The following is a 16,645-nucleotide window of genomic DNA, read 5'->3' on the forward strand; positions in this document are numbered from 1 at the left end:
AGCCGGGGCTGCACGTCAGCTCGTGGTACGTGGAGAACGGCTCGTCGGAGCGGGACGGTGGGATCGAGGCGGCACAGGTCTGGGCCAGGGGGTGCAAAGCCTGAAGGCCCGGGAAACTCCCGGGCCTTCAGGACGAACCTCTGCAGGGGAGGGGCCGAGGGGCACAACCTCGGCGGGTCCCTCTCCATCCGGTACTCGAAGCCGATTCTCAGCGGACGACGAGTTGATGCGGATTACGTGGACTGCAGTGGTTCTTCGACAGATGCGGTGTATGCGCTGAACTCGGGGGACACAACCCATTTCTGACGCACTTTCCGATCCGTCTGTTCTTGACTGTAGCGGGTGAGGGCCGCTCTGCGCCAACCCTCTACACGCTTGCGGCCATTGAACCCCCCACCTTTGTGCCCTCCAGGGGGCGTTCCTGCCCGGTGTGGGGGGTACCCTTGTGCCGGGTGTAGGGACCCTCTGTACCCGGCACTAAGTAACTTAAGGATTACTATTCTCTACTGCAGAGATACGGCAGGTGACCTGGTGCAAGCGGAAAAGTCTCTGACGACCCCCCGGCCGACGGCGCCGTCGAACAATGCCTTGAAGGCCGCGGAGGGCGCCGGGCGGTACGGACGCAAGAAGGCCCAGCTGCGCTACAGCTTCGTCGAGCGGGCCACCCCCGACGATCCGCCGCCGCCCCTGGCGCAGATGCTGCGCGGGGGACGCGGCGGTCATGTACGGCTGAAGCTCTACCTCAGCTACCTCTGGATGCAGCGCGACGACGTCGCCCAGGGCCTCACGTTCACCGCACGTGCCTGGGCCACCCTGCTCGACCTCCCGGACCCGTCCAAGGCCGGCGCACGGCGGATCAGCGACGCCCAGAGCTGGCTGACCGAGCACCGCTTCATCACGGTCGAAGCCCAGCCGGGACGCCCCAATCAGGTGGTGGTGCTCAACGAGACCGGCAGCGGCGACCCCTATATCGCCCCCGGTGCCGCGGCCAAGAAGGAAGTCGCCACCAACCTGTCGGGCGCGGTCCTCAACCGATACGTGCAGATCCCTAGGACGTTCTGGCTCAACGGACACCTCACCCTGTTGTCCGGGGCCGGTCTCGCGATGTTCCTCGTCCTCCTGTGCCGGCGGGGGCCGGCAGACGACGACACCGCCTTGTGGTTCAGCCCCAAGGACGCGCAGAACAGGTACGACCTGAGCGAGGACACACGCGGAAAGGGTCTGCGAGAGCTCGCGAACGCCGGGCTTGTGACAACCAAGCGCCGCGCCATCAACCCCACCGATTTCGAGGTCGTCCACATGCGCAACGTCCACTACCTCAAGCTCGGCAGGCTGGACGAGACCGCCGGCTTCACCCTGAAACGACGCGTCGTGCGTGTCCCCAAGAAGCGCCCCGCTACCGACTGACCCGGCCAGGCCGGCGCAGACGGAGTTCCCCGGCCTGGTCTCCCTGCTGTGGCCCCGCCAGGGTGTTTTCCGTACTAAGTGAACGACCGTTCCGGGCCGCCTCCACTCCGACACGCGGTAGGCGTATATACGCCTACCGACACCACATCTAGTGGTCAGTGCGACTCGTTGCCCAGAAGTTGTGGTGCCTGGCCCCCCAGGCGGGTGTCAACACCGGTAATATTGTGTCTGCTTCACTAACTTCTCCTCGAACTGCGCTGCCCATAGGCGCAGTTCACGTGCCTCCGATGCCTGATGAGCGGGCGCCGGCCGGAGAGAAAGTGAGGTCGTGCTATGAGCGTCCCCTTGGACAAGCGCGGCAGGAAGTGGACCGGTCCTGAGAAGTGGCAGGTCTTCCTGGCGGCGGCAGGTCTATTGGTGACGATCTACACGCTGGTGAGGTAGCTCCTCAGCTCTGCTGAGTGCTCACCCCGAACAGGTCGGACCACGGCCGGAGCGCTGAACATGCAGCGAGCCCGGTCGGGAGCAAGACGACCGGGCTCGGTAGCTAACCGCAGGAGGCTCGCGGTCTCTGGCTGGCACCAGAGCCCCGGGCCTCTTTGCATGCTCTGACCTAGCGGCCTGCACGCGATGCTTCTTAAGACCTGACAGCCCGACAGGGCGACGTCATATCTTAAGTGTCACGGGCAGCTTACCCTGATTCGACGAGAAAAATACAACACACTTGCATCACGCCGAATCCCGCTGACCTGCAGTTATTGACGCCACTGGTGTTCTGTCGGGGTACGCCCCTCTCTCACAGAACACCGATCATGGCGTTCTCCTCCCAGCCCTCGGCGTCCTCGAAGTAGCGCTCCGTCACCCCGCTGTTGGGTACCCATCCGCCCTGCTTGGCGATGACCTGGCGGTCGTTGCTGGCACGCCGGGATTCCTCGGCGGCGCCGCCGAGGAATCCCGGCGTGCCGGACCGGGAACTCGGCCCGGGCAGTGAGCCGGGTGGCGATGTCGCCGACGGCTTCGGGGGACAGGCCAGTGCCCATGACGGTGTGCCAGCGCGGGTGCAGGGCACGGAAGGCGAAGCCGTCCGGGTTGCTCAGGCCGGCGGCCTCGGTCCAGGTCCGCCAGACGCGGACCCGGCAGGTGGAGGGCCGGGAGCCGAACAGCACCTTCACCTTGCGGGGGCTGATCTTCTAGCCACGGACATCGACCTCAGGCTGTGCTTGGCCTCAACGACGTCGCGCAGCCGCAGGCGGCTGCCGTCGCCTTCGGTGACTCCGGTCTCGCACTGGCTGCACTGCGGCAGGTATGCCTTCTGGGGACGCCGGATTCATTGCCCCTGAGCGGTTCGTCTCGATCCTGTGACAGCCGCTCCCCTGCGGGCCGCGGCCGCCGAGGATGCCGCCATGAACATCATCACGCTGGCCGCCGCACACGTCGGGGACGTCGGCAAGAAGGTCGGCTTCGACATGTCCGACGGCTGGGGCGCGGTCATCGCCGCGGTCGCGACCGGCGTCTTCGGGCTCGTCGTCGGGATACTGGCCTATAAGGCGGGCCGGCGGCAGGTGAAGGACCAGGCTGCGGCGGACCACAGGGCGTGGCGGCGCCAGAACCGGTTCGACGCGTACCGGCGGCTGATCGCCTCCGTTGACGCGTTCGAGGAGGAGATGGACCGGTGGATCCGGGTGACGACGCGGGACCGGCAGGCGTTGGGTAAGGCGCTGGAGGTGGTGGCGGCTGCGGAGGCTGGGGTGCGTCTCGCGGGGCCGGAGTCGATGCGTGGCCCGGCGAAGACGGTGTTCGGGGCTGCGGGTGCGGTGTATCGGCATGCCCGGCAGCCGATTGCGACGATGATGCCGACGCCACCGCGGTTGTGGACGGATATGTCGCGGGCGTTGGTTGATGCGCAGAACGCGTTCGTGGAGTCCGCGGCGGCGTTGCTAGACGACGCTGAGGCGTAGGGCCTGCCGGGGCAATGAGCACCGGGTGCCGGTCAGGTCCCCCTGTCCAGGAACCTGACGACGACCTCCTGGCGGCTCTTCCTGCGACTGCGGCCGGCGCCCGGGTCGGGTACGCCCGTGTCTCCACCAAAGGCCAGCTGCTCGACCGGCAGATCGCTGCCCTGGAGAATGCCGGGTGCGCCCGAATCTTCGCGGACAAGAAGTCAGGCCGAACTGCGGAGCGCCAAGAGCTATGGGCCGCGCTCGACTATCTGCGCCCCGGAGACACGCTTGTCGTCCCGGCGCTGGACCGGCTCGGCCGCTCCATCCAGGACCTCATCGCCATCGTCAGCGGGCTCCGGAAACGAGGCATCGGATTCCAGAGCCTCCACGAGGCGCTCGACACCACGACACCCGGTGGGCGCCTCGTCTTCCACGTCTTCGCCGCGCTCGCGGAGTTCATCCGGGAGCTGATCGTGCAGGGCACACACGAGGGCCTGGACGCGGCCCGCGCCCGCGGAGAGCGCATTGGGCGCCCGCCAGCGATGACGGAGGAACAGATCCGGCATGCGCGTGACCTGCTGACTCGCCCAGACAACACCGTCACCTCGATCGCGAAGCTGCTCGGCGTCTCCCGGACCACTCTGTACAAGTACGTGCCAGAGTTGGCCGCCGGGCGGGACTCCCTCATCGCCGGCGACAAGCCTGCACTGCCCGGGCCCCGGTCCTGACCTGCACCACTTATAGGAGCGGGCCCCTCAAAATGAGGGTCCGTTCGTCGCTTCTGGGGCGTGCCAGCCGGTAGGAACTGGAGCATGACGCTGCTTCGGTGGTGCGTGGTTATGGCAGGCACCACCGAAGCGTGTCGTGGTGACGTGCGCGCTCCTCCCCTCATGCACGGTTCCGCTCGCCGCAGCGGGCCCGATAGGCGGCCTGGCGACACCGGTTCGAGCAGTACTTCCGTGGACGACCCCGGTAATTCACGTAGGGGCTGTGCAGGTGATCAGGTTGATAGCGACTGGCGCACTGGGCGCACACGGGTGCGAACCGTTCCATGTCCCAGTGCCGGATCAAGGTACGCAGCTCGGAGTCGACGACCACCTCGCCGTCGCTGTACTCGCGTAACCCTTGAGACCGTGAAGGGTGTCGAAGCGCTGAGAGCGACTGGTGCAGCAGACGGTACGCAGCAAAGGTGGTGATCCCGAGCTGCTGCCCGATCACCTGCGGAGTACTTCCGTAGAGCACATAAGCCAGGACCGCCATCGCATTATGCGCCTTCATTGTCTTCAACGTCTCGGCGAAGACGTTGGTCCACTCCGGCTGCGGGCGCCCGGTCACCGTGCCTCGCCTCGCTCCGGGAGGCGTCCTGCAGGTTCGCTGCGCAGCAAGACAACCGCGGCCGTTGCAGAGGCATCTGGTTCCGGGCGGGAAGCCTCAGGCAGCGCCGGCGGCGGGGCCGGCTTACCCCAGGGAAGCAGCCCGCACAGAGCCGAGATGACATGGCTGAGTCCCAGCAGGACATGGGGTAGCTCCGCCTGTTCGGCCCTGCGGAGCACGACACAGGCAATACCAGCTACCAGCGCCACCACGGCAAGCAGCACAAGGGCACAGAGCGCAGCCAGCCAGACCGGCACACCGAACGCAGCTCCGGGCACAACGGGAGCGGACAGAGGGAGCAAGGACGACCTCCGAGGCAATAGAAAAGGCCCCCGCGAGTGCTCCGGGGGCCTTGGTGGGCGTGGCGAATAAAAAAGGCCCCCGCTTCTCTTAGGAGAGAAGGAGAGCCAAAAGCTATGCGGGCACACTGGTGGCGCCTGGGAAGGAGTCTCTCACCTCGCACGGAGTTCGTCAACTCCAAGAAAACTACAGGTCGTTGGGCCTAGCGGGGCCGTTCTGCGACCAGCATGGAATTTCGTAACGCACGCGCACATCACAGCACTCGGGACCGCCGCGGCCGTGGTCGTCACGCTGCCGATGCTCGCGTTCCTCACGTTCGCGGCGAGTGTCGGTAAGGCGCTCGTCCTCGCACCTGTTGTCCGCCAGCAAGCGGATGGAGATATTCCGGGTCCCGGATATGGGGAGCTTATCCGGAATCCAGACGACGGTACCGCGCGCTCGCCGTCAGGCGGGGCGTGGCGACTGCAACCGGCGAGGGGCGGTAACGGGTCATGACCGGGTATGGGAGTACCTATGTTCTGGCGTCGGATGCAACGGCGCGGCCTGGACCTCTGGTGGGTCAGCACCGTGCTCGTCCTGACCTTCACTGTTGTTGTGGCCGCCAACGCCTTCTACACCGGGTGGGATCTGCTCGACGTGGTGATGCTCTCGTTCGGGGTGGTCGCCTGGGTCGGCGCCGTGGTGGTTCAGGCCTTCGCCGAGCGACGGAGGATGCTTCGCCACGTGGGCCTGTGGCAGATGCTGAGGCCGCGGCGCGGCCTGAGACTGTGGCCGGTCGGCACCGTGCTCGTCCTGACTTTCACGGTTGCTGTGCTTGTGGCCGCCACTGCCTTCTACACCGGGTGGGACCTGCTCGGCGCACGCGGGCTGAAGCCGGAACACCGCATCGACGCCAAGACACTGTTCGAACTGGTGAAGCTCTCGTTCGGGGTGGTCGCCGGGGCCGGCGCCTTGGTCGCCCTGGTCGTCGCCTACCGACGCCAGCGCGTGGACGAGGACGGTGCCCTGCGGGAGGCCACCCGCCTCCACACCGAACGCTTCACCACGGCCGTCTCCCAGCTCGGTGACGACTCCGCCGCGGTCCGCCTCGGCGGCGTGCACGCTCTGGCCGGCCTCGCCGACGACGCCCCCACCCCCGACCTGCGCCAGACCTGCATCGACGTCCTGTGCGCCTACGTACGTCTGCCCTACACCGCCGAGGCCGACCTGCCGGCGAGCGACGTCGGGGCCCGGCACACCTACTTGGCCGTGCGGGAAGTCCGGAACACCATCATCCGCCTCGTCCGCGACCATCTCCGTCTGCCGCCCGAGCACCCCCACGCCTGGCAGGGCCACGACCTCGACTTCACCGGCGTCACCTTCGACGGCGCAGACTTCTCAGGGGCGACGTTCGCCGGCGGCAAGGTCAACTTCTCAGGGGCGACGTTCGCCAGCGGCGAGGTCAACTTCGAAGAGGCTGCGTTCTCCAGCGGCACAGTCACCTTCGACAGGGCGACGTTCGCCGGCGCCATCGTCAGCTTCGACAGGGCGACGTTCTCCAGCGCGGTCAACTTCGACAGCGCGAGGTTCTCCAGCGGCTGGGTGTCCTTCGGCCGAGCGGCGTTCTTCGACGGCTTGGTCGAGTTCGTGGAGGCTGCGTTCTCCAGCGGCACAGTCACCTTCGACAGGGCGACGTTCTCCAGCGCGGTCAACTTCGACAGGGGGGTGACGTACTCCGGCGCGGTCAACTTCGACAGGTCGACGTTCTCCGGCGGCACAGTCGACTTCACTAACGCCACCGGTCCAATACCGTCTGGCCTGGATCCATGGAGCGGGCAGCCCATGCCGACAGGCGTAGTTCTGCCTCCAGCCTGGACTAGCTGACGCGGTTACCGGCATCCCTGGGTTCGGGATGTTCGTCGTCGGTAAGAAGGACTGGGCTACCGGCGCTCGAACGAAACGCGGTCTCAGCTGATACGGGGCCGGAGGGTGTATGGCGCCTCGTGCTGGAGCATCCGTCGCACGGCCTCTGGATGCCATCGATTGCTGCGGCGGGGCGGGATCTGCTCCGCTTGAAGTCGGCGACAGACTCACGGAGTGATGCGCCCGCCGCCCGTAGCTCCCGAACTCGGGCGAGACCGACCTGCTCGGCGGACTGCTCAACAAGTTCTCCGGCAACGGCCTGCCACCCGTAGGGCGGGGCACCATAACTGTGACACTGACAGCCGGTCAGGGTCCGTTGTAGAGCCTGGCTGTGGGGTGCTTTTCCGGCCTACAAAACAGGAGGCGCGGCCCGTGCCGTTCCGGACTCCGAGGCCCTTCGCTCCCTGTATCCTGGGCGATCACGATCTGTGTGCATGATTGCCACTTCTCCGGCCACGATGCGAGCGTCAGGCCCCGGGCTTAAAAAAAAGCCCACGGAGATGACGCAGAGCGACAGGGTGCATCCACACTGTGTAACTTTACTTGGCCGTTTCCCCGTAGGGCGCCCCCCGCCGAGTTGGGGCCTGCCGCCGGATCTTGCATCGAAGGCGAACGTGCCCCCTGGAGTCAAAGGGCCCGCCCCAGTTGAACCTGCACATCGCTCCCGTGAACGGACTGATCGTCGGCATTGGCTGTGTCGTCGGCTACCTCGTGTTCCGCCGCACCGCTGTCAATGCGCAACGGCAACCAGGCGATCTTCCAGCCGCCATCGCTGCGGCAGCCTCCACCATCGTCGTCCTGGCTTTCCTCTTCGGTCTCGGTGACGGCAAGGCCTCCAAGCCGGAGGAGACCCGGCCGGTGCCGACCCCGACAGTGCAGAACACCACGGCCGCCGAACAGGGGCTCCGTCCCTAACCTGCACTGCTTATAGAAACGGCCCCTCATCTGAGGGGCCGTTCATCGCCGCAGCTGACACTGACAGCCGGTCAGAATCAGCCATAAAGCCCGGATACGTGAGGTTATCCGGGATAAAGATCCCGCCCGACAATCCGTCAGGGTGAACCTGACGAAACACCTGCAAGCGATCAGCTGTCAGGGCTAGCCTGACAGGTATGACGACGGACACCCCGGCCCCCGCCGACACCGCACCGCGACACCTTTCCCCCCGCGACGAAGCCCGTGTTGCCCTCTCCCGCGCGACCTGGCGCCTGCGCCACGACGCGCACGACCGCATCGCCGTCGACCCCGATGTCCCCGCTGGGGACCTCCTGCGCCAGGCGCTCGAACTGGAACGGCTGACGCAGCTCGTGGTGGAGAAGGCCGTTGTCGCCGAACGCGAACGCGGCACCACCTGGGAGCAGCTCGCGCGTGCGGCCGGCACCACACGGCAGTCCGCTCACGAACGCTGGTCCGGCCATGTGCAGGTCTGGGCCAGCTTGGGCCGCGTCGTCCAGCCAGACCGGCCGACCGCGGAGATCGTGGACTTCCTGGACGAGGCGTACGCCGAGCTCACGCCCGCCCGCACCGATGCGGTCTCCGCTGGCCTGGACGCCACCCGCCACCCGGGCTCGGCCTCCTACGAGGACGCCCAGCGCACCCGCGGCCAGCAGCTGCACGTCCGCCGAGAGGAGCTGGCACGCGACACCCGGCGCAACAACGACGAATACACGCGCCTGAAGGACGCAACCGACCAGAACGGTTGGCTGCGGCTGGCAGCCAACCGGACTGCCGGAGCAGACCTGCACGAAGCCGCCGTCGGGGTTTACGAGGAACTGATCGGCGCTGAGCCGTCCCTCGCTGACGAACACCGCGCCTCCGCCGAGCAGCACCGCAAGTACACCGCGAACGCTCGCGATTACGCCGCACTTGCCCTGAAGCAGGCCGGGGAGCTGTAGCACCAGCCACCGCACAGCACGCGCGCGAAGGGGCCGGAAGGATCGTCCGGCCCCTTCGCCGTCTACGGACGGGGAGCCGAACGTGCTGGTCGTCGCCGGGGTGCGCGGCTTGCACTCGAACCCAAGCGCCGCCGGGGTTGTTTCGGACCAGAGTGCGGGGCAACCGTCCGTTCCCAGGGCTGCTGCCTGGCGGGTGGGAGGACGGGCAGCGGCACCTCGATGCGTGACCCAGTTCGATGCCAGTGTGGTGCGGGCAGCCAGATGCGCAGCGGGCTGGTGAGGGTGCACGCCGGGACGAGCGACACCTGTTGCCCCCCTGGATGGTGCTCCAAATCCCGCTGCCGCAGGTGCCACCGCACGCTGGCACGCGACCACGCGTGATGAAGAACGAGGCTCCATGTCTTTCCCCCACCCGAGGGGAAAGAGCTGACTGGCCTCTGGGGTTGGCGCAACTGTCGCACCTGCACTCGACGGGTCAGTTGGCGTTCCAGAAACTCTGCCACCTTTGGGTTCGCAACACGTGGCTCGGGCAGCTCCGGCCACGTGGTCGAGTAGTCCCGCCACCGGTACCACTGCTTCGTTTGGCCGGTGCTCGGCCGGGGGAGTGCCCCGAGCTCGGTCGCGGCACGCTTGCGTTCGCGGTGCGCGGCCACCCGGCAGCGGTCTGAGCAGTACAGGCGGGTGCGGCCGGTCGCGGCCTGGGTGAAGGGGTGCGCAGTGCAGCCCTTACGTGCGCACCGATGGATCGGGAGTTCCTCGGCCTCCTTCCGCACCTCAGGTGAATGCCGCGGCCCGTGCCGGTCGCGGAGCTCCTGCAGGAGCTGCCCCGCACGTTCGGAGTCACGCAGCCGCCGCAGCAAGTACGAGAGGAGAACCGTCAGTTCCACCTCGCAGAGGCCATGCAGGCGTGCCAGCTGAGAGAGGGGGACTCCGCCCACGGCGGCGAGCAGCACTTCTCTCTCTGCGGGCTTGAGCAGTCGACGTAGCTCGCGGCCGAGCACATCCTCCCCGGCATACCGGCCCACCGGGTCCAGGTCGGGTCCGTAACCGGGCCTGCGCTTTTGCCTCATTCCCCCGCTCCTTCCGCGCCCGCCCCGGCATCTCCGGCCGCACCACCGTCGACCGGGGAGAGCCCGCCGGGGGCCCCCGGCAGCACACGACGCACCCACACCTTCAGCGAATCGAGCAGATCCGCAAGGGTCCTGCCACTGGTCTCCAGCATCCCCGGGACGTCCTCCGGCCGGGCGCGGTCCATTGCCTGCTCGGCGATGCGCCGGTGGCTCACGATGGCCAGGCAGCACACACCAGCGACGGCCAGGACCAGCACGGCCAGCAGCACCAACAGCAGCACGGGATTCGACACGTCCAACTCCTCCGTCCAGAAACACCGATGGCCCCCGACACCAGCGGTGTCGGGGGCCATCAGGGCATAAAAAAACCCCGCGGGTAGCGGGGCGACGGTCAGACACAAGGGTGCCGACCGCTGCTCACCATAGCGCTCGGGCCCTTCCTCCACCCCAACTCCTTCCCACAGTGCACGTTTCCGCAGGTCAGAGGGATTTCGCCGTCGTCCATAAAGGCCGTACGTGAGCAACCAGTTTCGTTACAGGAGGAACTGCGACCACGAGCAGACGCGGTGTGCCCGCACGCCTCGTGTGTCCGCGCCGATCGAAGGCCCGGGAGTCTTCCCGGGCCTTCAGTATTGCCGCAGCCTCAGCTCCCGGTGGTCGGCGGGAGAACCGCGGCCCTGCGCGAGCGGTCAGGTGTGGGCTGTCAGTTCCTCGATGCGTTCGGCGAAGCCTGCGGTCGGCAGCGGAAGCTCAACGTCATCGACGTATTCGATGGCTGTCGGCACGTAGCTGACCACGGCGGCGGCGGCCTGGGGAAGGACCATGTGTTTCCAGGTGACCGTTGCGGTGGGCGGGCTGTCCTCCAGTCCGATGGCCATCCTGGTCCAAGTGGATGAGGACCAGGGGATGCCCTCCCACCCTGGGCCCGCGGGCTCGGGAATCTCCGGAGCGGCCTCCCCGATGTCGGCCATCATCTGGGTGCGCCACCAGTCGGCTTCGTGGGTCTCCCCCAAGGAGAGATGGTGCAGGTAGAGGCAGCAGGCTGCGGACATCTCGCCTGCGCCGGCGGCGAACTGCCACCAGAAGCGGGCACTGTCGTCGCGCGCGGCCAGCTGCAGGACACAGCCGAGGATGACGGCCCCGTCGGGGTCGAGGATGCGGTGTCCGACGAACGTGGCCATCTGGTGGAGCGCGTCGGCCTGGCCGACCAGACTCCGGCACAGGGCGCGCAGGGCGCCGGCTGCGTCGTTGCGCAGCTTCTCCTCCGGCTGCCAGGCCCCACAGCCGGGGCTGGGTGCCCGTACGGTCTGGGCGCGGGCCGGCTTCATTGCATCGTCGAAGGACAAGGCGCCGTGCAGCAGCCGGTCGGCGACGCGGGCGGCGACGCGCCGCTCGGCTGCCTCGATGTCCTCAGTGCTGTACGTGCTGTCCTCCAGTCGCGCCTTGGCCAGGGCCCTTTCAATCGGTGAGGGGTCCATCGTGGCTCCTTTCATCCGCATCCAGGCCAAGGACCTGCTTCAGGCGCCGTCTGGCGTAGCGGGCGGTCGAGCGGACCCCGGCGACCGTGATGCCCATGACGTCGGCGATCTCCGCGGTGTCGTAGCCAAGGCAGTAGCGCAGCACGATCACGTCGAACTGCCGCTCGGGGAGCTGGGAAATCGCCTGATAAATGCTCAGGGACTCCTCCAGCTCCCCGATCGGGTCCACCGCCTGGTGCAGAGTCCGGGTCTCGAAGGTGGCGAAGTCCACGACGGAGGGGCGTCGGCCGCGGGCCCTGGCGACATCGATCGTGCGGTTCTTGACCACTTTCCAGGCGTACGCCTCCGGCACCGGCTGGCGCAGCACATGAATCCAGTCGATCGCCAGCTGCTCGAAGGCACGGTCGACGGCTTCCTCGGCATCGGCTCGCGAGCCCAGATGGATCTCCGCCCAGCGCACATAGCAGGCGCGGTAGAGCTGATGGAAGGCTCGGAAGTCGGCTGGCAACTTCGGCAAAACTGCGCGCCTCGGGGGGTCCGGGGCTTTCTCGGTCACCGCCCTCCCTCCCGCTTATTGCCACGACGGGCCTGGGCAAGTTCGGCGTTCCCCAGCCGCACGCCGGCCGCAGCCATTCGCCGCAGCAGCATCCGCACATCTGCGCCGAACACCCGGGCCACCACTGCGGCCGTAGCCCAGTCACCGATGAAGTGATTCATCACGGACCTTCAGGTCCCCTCCGCTGTCAGGTACGGCGCCCTACCCGCTCAGCGCCGGAGGGCGGTTGGCCCTCTGCCCGTGAAAGCGTCCGCGGCTGCGCGAACGTGCATCGGATGACCTCAAAATCTTACTCACCGCTACCGACTGGTTACTTATGTGCGAACGGGCGTCGAGAGATCGTGGGCGTCCTGGTCTGCAGTCGCCACTCAGGCCTGGCCAGGGCCCGAGAGCGGGTGACCGCGGCCCCGCGAAGAACGCTGGTCGCAAGGGTTGTGCCGCTAACCCTTCACCGGCTAAGAGCGCGCGTATCAAGGGGACTTGCGCACCTAGGGCGGCCGTGGGGTATGGCCGGCGGCCGTATCAGCGCGGGCGGGTCGATTCAAGCGCTCGCGAATATCCGCTTCATAGCGGCATCGCGCGGCTCATTCAAGAGGCGCCGCCGCAAAGTCGCAGGTCAGAACACGTGAATGGGCGCGGTGGTTGGTACAGGGGGATGGGGCATCGCAGCGGCGGCCGCAAATTCGCGAGAACTCGAATCCGCTCCCTGTGCGGTGCAGTCTCCTCCGTGTCCGGGGGCGCCACCGGACATCAGTCACGGGACTTGCGCGGCTAACTCCCCGTCGGTCCAAGGTCCGTTCATCCCATTCACCGCGTGCTGACGCATGCACCAGAAGCGAAGGTTTGTCATGTCCACCACGAATGGCCACCCCGATGACTCGCAGTCGCACGGGACGCAGCCGGCCGAGCCGCCCACGCCGGACCCTGCTCCCGCGGAGCGTCCCCGCGCCCGGGACGCCCTCGGCTGGACCGCGCTCGGGCTGTCCGTGGTGCTCTGCACCACCGGCGTGGCCCTCACCCTGACCGGCCACGACGAGGCGGGTGTCGCCCTCATCGGCGCCGGCTCCCTGGGAGGAGGCATCCAGATCAACATCCCCGCCCGGAAGTGAAGTAGGGCTGCGGTCGCGGGCCTCTGCCGCCAGTTCACCCCGTCGGCGGCGGGGACCCGCGACCTGGACAGACGGAGGGCGGATCTACCTGCGTTCCGCCGGGCAGCGGAAGGGCACGGCGGAGTCCCCGGAGCCAGCTCCAACGCCTCTGAGGGTTCCGCCGTGGGCGCTTCGGGTCAGCACGGGTCTTCGGATCGGGTAGGGCGGTCCGGGGCGTTTCCCTGTATGTGACTCCAAGCTCAAGGAGCCGGTGCACGTCCCCGTTGAGATCGAGTTCATCATCTTCATCAGCGAGCCGGACGCGACGTATCTCGCCGAGAAGACGCAGGCAGCTGGTCACCAAGCTCGACAACCAGATCAAGATGCACGCCGGCAGCAAGTTCCGAACTTACGTCTTGGTTCCACTGGCCAGGCTCGAACGACGACGATTTCGACACTGGTCCGTGTCGTCGCTGGCGAGGGAAAACGCGTCGGGTCCGACAACCTCAACCGCGTCGTCGCCGATCTGGCCAAGCTCCTCAAGCAGATCTGGCAGGGCAAGTTTCCGAACTTCTTGGCCCGTGGGGAGTCCGGTAAATCGATCGCTGGCCTGCGGCTTTCTGAAGCGCCGCACCCACTGTCGGTGGAGTAGGCACAATGCCTCCTGCCCTGGGAGGAGTTGGACAAGCAGGCGTCACGATTGTCAGGGCCCAGACGTACGCTCGCTCCATCGCAGACGCCCTTCGAAAGGCGAAGGGAGACCCATGCGCGGTCCTTGCTTGGCGGCTGGCCGTGCCTCAGGTCTCCCTACGTCTCGTCGTCGGGTTCGCCTCACATCTGGAGAAGGGAAGGAACCGTTGACTGAGCCCGATGGTACCCCACCGGTCCGACAGCCCCTCGGTACCGCTGTTCGATGGGGTATAGCCGGCATCGTCGGTCTGTGTGTACCTGCCATCACCGTGCTCGCCCTGACCGGCCATGCCGAACAGGCCACCGCCATCGGAGCTATTGGCAGTGCCGCAGTCACTGCCTATGCGACAGTCCGAACACGGTGATCATTGCTGCTCGTCGCAGGTCCTGGTCCGGCAGTTCAGGCGGCTGATGTCGGCTTCTGCTTCTGGCGGACTTCCGTCAGGCACGCGATGCACAGCGGGTTCCCCCGGCCCCGTACCTGTGACAGGGCTGTTGGCAGCGTGCGCACCGCCCGACTTGGTCAGACGGGCAGACCAGGGGGGCGGGGCGGGGGGTAGACGGGGTGGTCATGGCGGAATCCTCTCTTCGGCACTGTGCAATCTCGGCGAGCCCCGCCGCATTCCCCGTCGCCGTCCTCACCCGCGTCCAGCTCTACTGACGGCGGTCAAGGAGGACGGAAGTAGTCGATCCGGCCGGGCTCGCCAAGCCGCAGCATCTTGCCAGGACCGCGAAGCCAACGTGGTTGAAGGCCTCAGGCCACATGAGCCATATGTATGATTATGTGTCACATGTGGTTCGGGGGGCATCTTTTGTGCTGGATCGTGCATCCGTAGCGCTTCCGACGAGCGTCGTCCGTGGGCTGCCCCCTGACCTACTCCATTACCTCATTTCTGCACTGGCTAAGGAATTATGCAATTCCGTTGGAAAACCCGACTTGTGGCGTTCATGGTGACGCTATCCATCTTTTTCGCTGGGGGAGTGGGCGCAGCTGTCGCCGCCGAACCGCAACAAGTCGACTCGGCAATAGATAAATGTTTTTCGTTACCCCTGAAAGAGAGACTTTCGTGCCTCAAGAAATCACTTCACGACAACAAGGTTGTTGCGGGCCTTGGCCTCATCGTTCTCTTCATCGCTGAGCACGAGTGGCACGCAGAGTCCAAGGGTCGCTTTCCTGAGTTGTACAAGAAATCTCAGGATCTGAAGAAACTCGCCCAAGAAGTCACTTCGCACAAGGTGAAGGCGGAAGATTTTCAGGACCCGAAAGTCGGAGCTGAGGCTTTCGCAACCCAAAAGAGGTTGATGGAGGACCTCGAAAAGGAATTTGATCTATTCTATCGGCCCGCGCTGAAGTCGGCGCAGCTCGTAAAAGCCATGAGTGAGCTCGCAACACTGCTAAACCCTGTCATGGAATCTGCCTCGAAGATTCTGGACGACAAGGAACTGTGGTCGACGTTTGATAAAATAAATTCTGGTCTCGGCGAGATGGATGAAGCCCTCACGGGCCTGAATGCCGATGTGGCTCTGATGAACCAGGGCATGGACCAGATGAACGAGGGAGTGGATCAGATCAACCACGCCCTTGATGGAATGAACAAGGCCATTGATGAAGCCAATCGGGCTATGGACGAGACCAATCGCGCCGTGTCCGGGATGAACAAGGCTCTCGATGACTTGAACAAGAGGCTTGAGAGCGGTGCGCTTTCAGAGGATGGCAGCCCCTTCAAGGACCTGGACCTGTCTGACGCCGGCGACTGGATCTTCGGGGGGGCCAAGGCGCAGGAAGACAAGGCAAAGCAGGCCATCATCTCCGCAATCATGAACCTCCTTCCCGGCGTGGGGGACGCGAAGGGGATCGCTGAGCTCCTCACAGGGACGGACTCAGTAACCGGAGAGAAGCTCTCCTCTGCCGATCGAGCCCTCGGTGCAGTTATCTTCCTGCGTTGGGTCAAGGCGGGTAGGACGGTCATCAAGGCCGAAGACCTCTCCAGGGCCGTCAAGAACGAAAAATCGTTCAACAGGATCGGAAACATCCGATGGGGGGAAGGCGGCGGCGGTAAAACCGTACTCGGGGACTCTTACAAGACGCCCGTTACCGAAGATCTGCGGAGAATCGTCAACCCCGGCAAGGGCGGCACCAATTGTCGCGCATGCGTACTGGGTGTTGAGAAAACCCTGGATGGTACGCCAGCCTCTGCTCTTCCCGATCTGAGTCGTGGAAGCCTCCAATCACTAGAGAGGTACTTTCCGGGAAAGAAGTTCAGGGATAGGTCGTTGTCCAATATCGTCAAGGACATCGAAGCGGCAGGCGACGGTTCGCGGGGCATTGTTTACGGGTCAGATCCACGTGGTGGCCACGTTTTTAATGTAATTAACCGCGGCGGGGATGTAGTATTCTTGGATGGGCAGAGCGGCCACGCAGCCCCCGCGGTGTACAAAAGCTACAAGTTCATGAGGACAAAATGACGCTCAGCCGATCCGAAGCTTTGAAGGCGGCAGAGGAGCTGCTTGTAAGCGAAACAGGTCCCTACGATCCACCCCTCAAAATCGACTACGAGCTCGTGATGGAAAAGGGCGAACTTCTCATCGTCCCGTACAACTCCGAGGAATACCTGGAGAGCCGAGACTCGCATGTCATGCTGCTTGACTGCTGGCCCATCCTCGTGGACCTCGCCACAGGACACGCCCGCATGGGAAAACTCGAGGAAATAGAGTTGTGGCGCGACTAGGCCACCTCTCCTCATAGTGGCCAATCAGCCAGGCACCCGCCTGGTCACCAACGCCACGTCATGTAATGCACAGCCCCGTCGCGCATCGCGCGACGGGGCTGCTGTTTTCGGTCTTCAGGTGCCTTCTGCGGGTGCCGGTTCGTCGCGGCCAGTCCGGCAAACTGCGGTGCAGCGCGACGACCAGCCCGTCACCTTCGAGACAACCAGCACGTGCAG

Annotated in this window: 16 protein-coding genes; 10 read left to right on the top strand and 6 right to left on the bottom strand. The window is 65.7% G+C overall.

The genetic code is table 11. The annotated features are described in order from the left end of the window. Positions 1-588: 588 nt before the first annotated feature. Positions 589-1,407 carry a hypothetical protein gene (locus ACGFN2_RS27270; protein ID WP_393364943.1) on the top strand — a complete coding sequence of 273 codons (819 nt, stop codon included), beginning with the start codon at positions 589-591 and terminating at the stop codon, positions 1,405-1,407. A gap of 796 nt (positions 1,408-2,203) precedes the next feature. Here ACGFN2_RS27270 and ACGFN2_RS27275 read toward each other — a convergent pair. Continuing rightward, entirely contained in the window at positions 2,204-2,476 is a 273-nt protein-coding gene (locus ACGFN2_RS27275; protein WP_393364946.1) for a hypothetical protein, read from the bottom strand. Between the two features lie 334 nt (positions 2,477-2,810). On the opposite strand from ACGFN2_RS27275, the gene ACGFN2_RS27280 reads away from it, so the two are divergent. Further along, the gene (locus tag ACGFN2_RS27280) at positions 2,811-3,365 is read left to right on the top strand and encodes a hypothetical protein (RefSeq protein WP_393364949.1); all 555 of its coding nucleotides are present in this window, start codon (positions 2,811-2,813) and stop codon (positions 3,363-3,365) included. A 14-nt stretch (positions 3,366-3,379) separates the two neighbouring features. Continuing rightward, positions 3,380-4,075 (top strand): recombinase family protein, encoded by a 696-nt coding sequence (locus ACGFN2_RS27285; protein WP_393364952.1) that lies wholly within the window; start codon positions 3,380-3,382, stop codon positions 4,073-4,075. 160 nt (positions 4,076-4,235) lie between these two features. On the opposite strand, the gene ACGFN2_RS27290 is transcribed toward ACGFN2_RS27285, so the two are convergent. Further along, positions 4,236-4,682 (bottom strand): hypothetical protein, encoded by a 447-nt coding sequence (locus tag ACGFN2_RS27290; protein WP_393364955.1) that lies wholly within the window; start codon positions 4,680-4,682, stop codon positions 4,236-4,238. A gap of 852 nt (positions 4,683-5,534) precedes the next feature. On the opposite strand from ACGFN2_RS27290, the gene ACGFN2_RS27295 reads away from it, so the two are divergent. The 3 genes from ACGFN2_RS27295 to ACGFN2_RS27305 all read left to right on the top strand — a co-directional run bounded on the left by ACGFN2_RS27295 (position 5,535) and on the right by ACGFN2_RS27305 (position 8,818). Continuing rightward, a complete protein-coding gene (locus ACGFN2_RS27295; RefSeq protein WP_393364958.1) occupies positions 5,535-6,884 on the top strand; it encodes a pentapeptide repeat-containing protein in 1,350 nt (449 codons plus the stop codon). 705 nt (positions 6,885-7,589) lie between these two features. Beyond that, on the top strand, positions 7,590-7,838 hold the full coding sequence (locus ACGFN2_RS27300) for a hypothetical protein (RefSeq protein WP_393364961.1): 249 nt from the start codon (positions 7,590-7,592) through the stop codon (positions 7,836-7,838). A 197-nt stretch (positions 7,839-8,035) separates the two neighbouring features. After that, the gene (locus tag ACGFN2_RS27305; RefSeq protein ID WP_393364964.1) at positions 8,036-8,818 is read left to right on the top strand and encodes a hypothetical protein; all 783 of its coding nucleotides are present in this window, start codon (positions 8,036-8,038) and stop codon (positions 8,816-8,818) included. Positions 8,819-9,884: 1,066 nt separating this feature from the next. On the opposite strand, the gene ACGFN2_RS27310 is transcribed toward ACGFN2_RS27305, so the two are convergent. The 4 genes from ACGFN2_RS27310 to ACGFN2_RS27325 all read right to left on the bottom strand — a co-directional run bounded on the left by ACGFN2_RS27310 (position 9,885) and on the right by ACGFN2_RS27325 (position 12,083). After that, positions 9,885-10,181 (bottom strand): hypothetical protein, encoded by a 297-nt coding sequence (locus ACGFN2_RS27310; protein ID WP_393364967.1) that lies wholly within the window; start codon positions 10,179-10,181, stop codon positions 9,885-9,887. Positions 10,182-10,577: 396 nt separating this feature from the next. After that, positions 10,578-11,366, bottom strand: coding sequence for a hypothetical protein (locus tag ACGFN2_RS27315; RefSeq protein ID WP_393364970.1), 789 nt, complete (start codon positions 11,364-11,366; stop codon positions 10,578-10,580). Next, positions 11,347-11,883 carry an RNA polymerase sigma factor gene (locus ACGFN2_RS27320; protein ID WP_393364974.1) on the bottom strand — a complete coding sequence of 179 codons (537 nt, stop codon included), beginning with the start codon at positions 11,881-11,883 and terminating at the stop codon, positions 11,347-11,349. The genes ACGFN2_RS27315 and ACGFN2_RS27320 overlap by 20 nt, the downstream gene beginning before the upstream one ends. Before the next feature lie 35 nt (positions 11,884-11,918). Beyond that, on the bottom strand, positions 11,919-12,083 hold the full coding sequence (locus ACGFN2_RS27325; protein ID WP_393364977.1) for a hypothetical protein: 165 nt from the start codon (positions 12,081-12,083) through the stop codon (positions 11,919-11,921). A 687-nt stretch (positions 12,084-12,770) separates the two neighbouring features. On the opposite strand from ACGFN2_RS27325, the gene ACGFN2_RS27330 reads away from it, so the two are divergent. From ACGFN2_RS27330 to ACGFN2_RS27345, 4 genes are all read left to right on the top strand, one after another. Further along, the gene (locus tag ACGFN2_RS27330) at positions 12,771-13,031 is read left to right on the top strand and encodes a hypothetical protein (protein WP_393364980.1); all 261 of its coding nucleotides are present in this window, start codon (positions 12,771-12,773) and stop codon (positions 13,029-13,031) included. Positions 13,032-13,281: 250 nt separating this feature from the next. Then, positions 13,282-13,662: a hypothetical protein gene (locus ACGFN2_RS27335; protein WP_393364983.1), complete on the top strand. Its 381-nt coding sequence runs from the start codon at positions 13,282-13,284 to the stop codon at positions 13,660-13,662. A gap of 986 nt (positions 13,663-14,648) precedes the next feature. Continuing rightward, positions 14,649-16,166, top strand: coding sequence for a toxin glutamine deamidase domain-containing protein (locus tag ACGFN2_RS27340; protein WP_393365093.1), 1,518 nt, complete (start codon positions 14,649-14,651; stop codon positions 16,164-16,166). Next, complete coding sequence (locus ACGFN2_RS27345; RefSeq protein ID WP_393364986.1) at positions 16,163-16,429, top strand: YrhB domain-containing protein; 267 nt, start codon at positions 16,163-16,165, stop codon at positions 16,427-16,429. The genes ACGFN2_RS27340 and ACGFN2_RS27345 overlap by 4 nt, the downstream gene beginning before the upstream one ends. The last annotated feature ends 216 nt before the right edge of the window (positions 16,430-16,645 follow it).

It is taken from the genome of Streptomyces sp. NPDC048612 (assembly GCF_043199295.1).
Lineage (GTDB): Bacteria > Actinomycetota > Actinomycetes > Streptomycetales > Streptomycetaceae > Streptomyces.

Excerpts from the sequence above, each read along its gene's own strand:
- ACGFN2_RS27280 (WP_393364949.1), top strand. The coding sequence starts at position 2,811 with ATGAACATCATCACGCTGGCCGCCGCACACGTCGGGGACGTCGGCAAG.
- ACGFN2_RS27285 (WP_393364952.1), top strand. The coding sequence starts at position 3,380 with ATGAGCACCGGGTGCCGGTCAGGTCCCCCTGTCCAGGAACCTGACGAC.
- ACGFN2_RS27295 (WP_393364958.1), top strand. The coding sequence starts at position 5,535 with ATGTTCTGGCGTCGGATGCAACGGCGCGGCCTGGACCTCTGGTGGGTC.
- ACGFN2_RS27305 (WP_393364964.1), top strand. The coding sequence starts at position 8,036 with ATGACGACGGACACCCCGGCCCCCGCCGACACCGCACCGCGACACCTT.
- ACGFN2_RS27315 (WP_393364970.1), bottom strand. The coding sequence starts at position 11,366 with ATGGACCCCTCACCGATTGAAAGGGCCCTGGCCAAGGCGCGACTGGAG.
- ACGFN2_RS27325 (WP_393364977.1), bottom strand. The coding sequence starts at position 12,083 with ATGAATCACTTCATCGGTGACTGGGCTACGGCCGCAGTGGTGGCCCGG.
- ACGFN2_RS27330 (WP_393364980.1), top strand. The coding sequence starts at position 12,771 with ATGTCCACCACGAATGGCCACCCCGATGACTCGCAGTCGCACGGGACG.
- ACGFN2_RS27340 (WP_393365093.1), top strand. The coding sequence starts at position 14,649 with ATGGTGACGCTATCCATCTTTTTCGCTGGGGGAGTGGGCGCAGCTGTC.
- ACGFN2_RS27345 (WP_393364986.1), top strand. The coding sequence starts at position 16,163 with ATGACGCTCAGCCGATCCGAAGCTTTGAAGGCGGCAGAGGAGCTGCTT.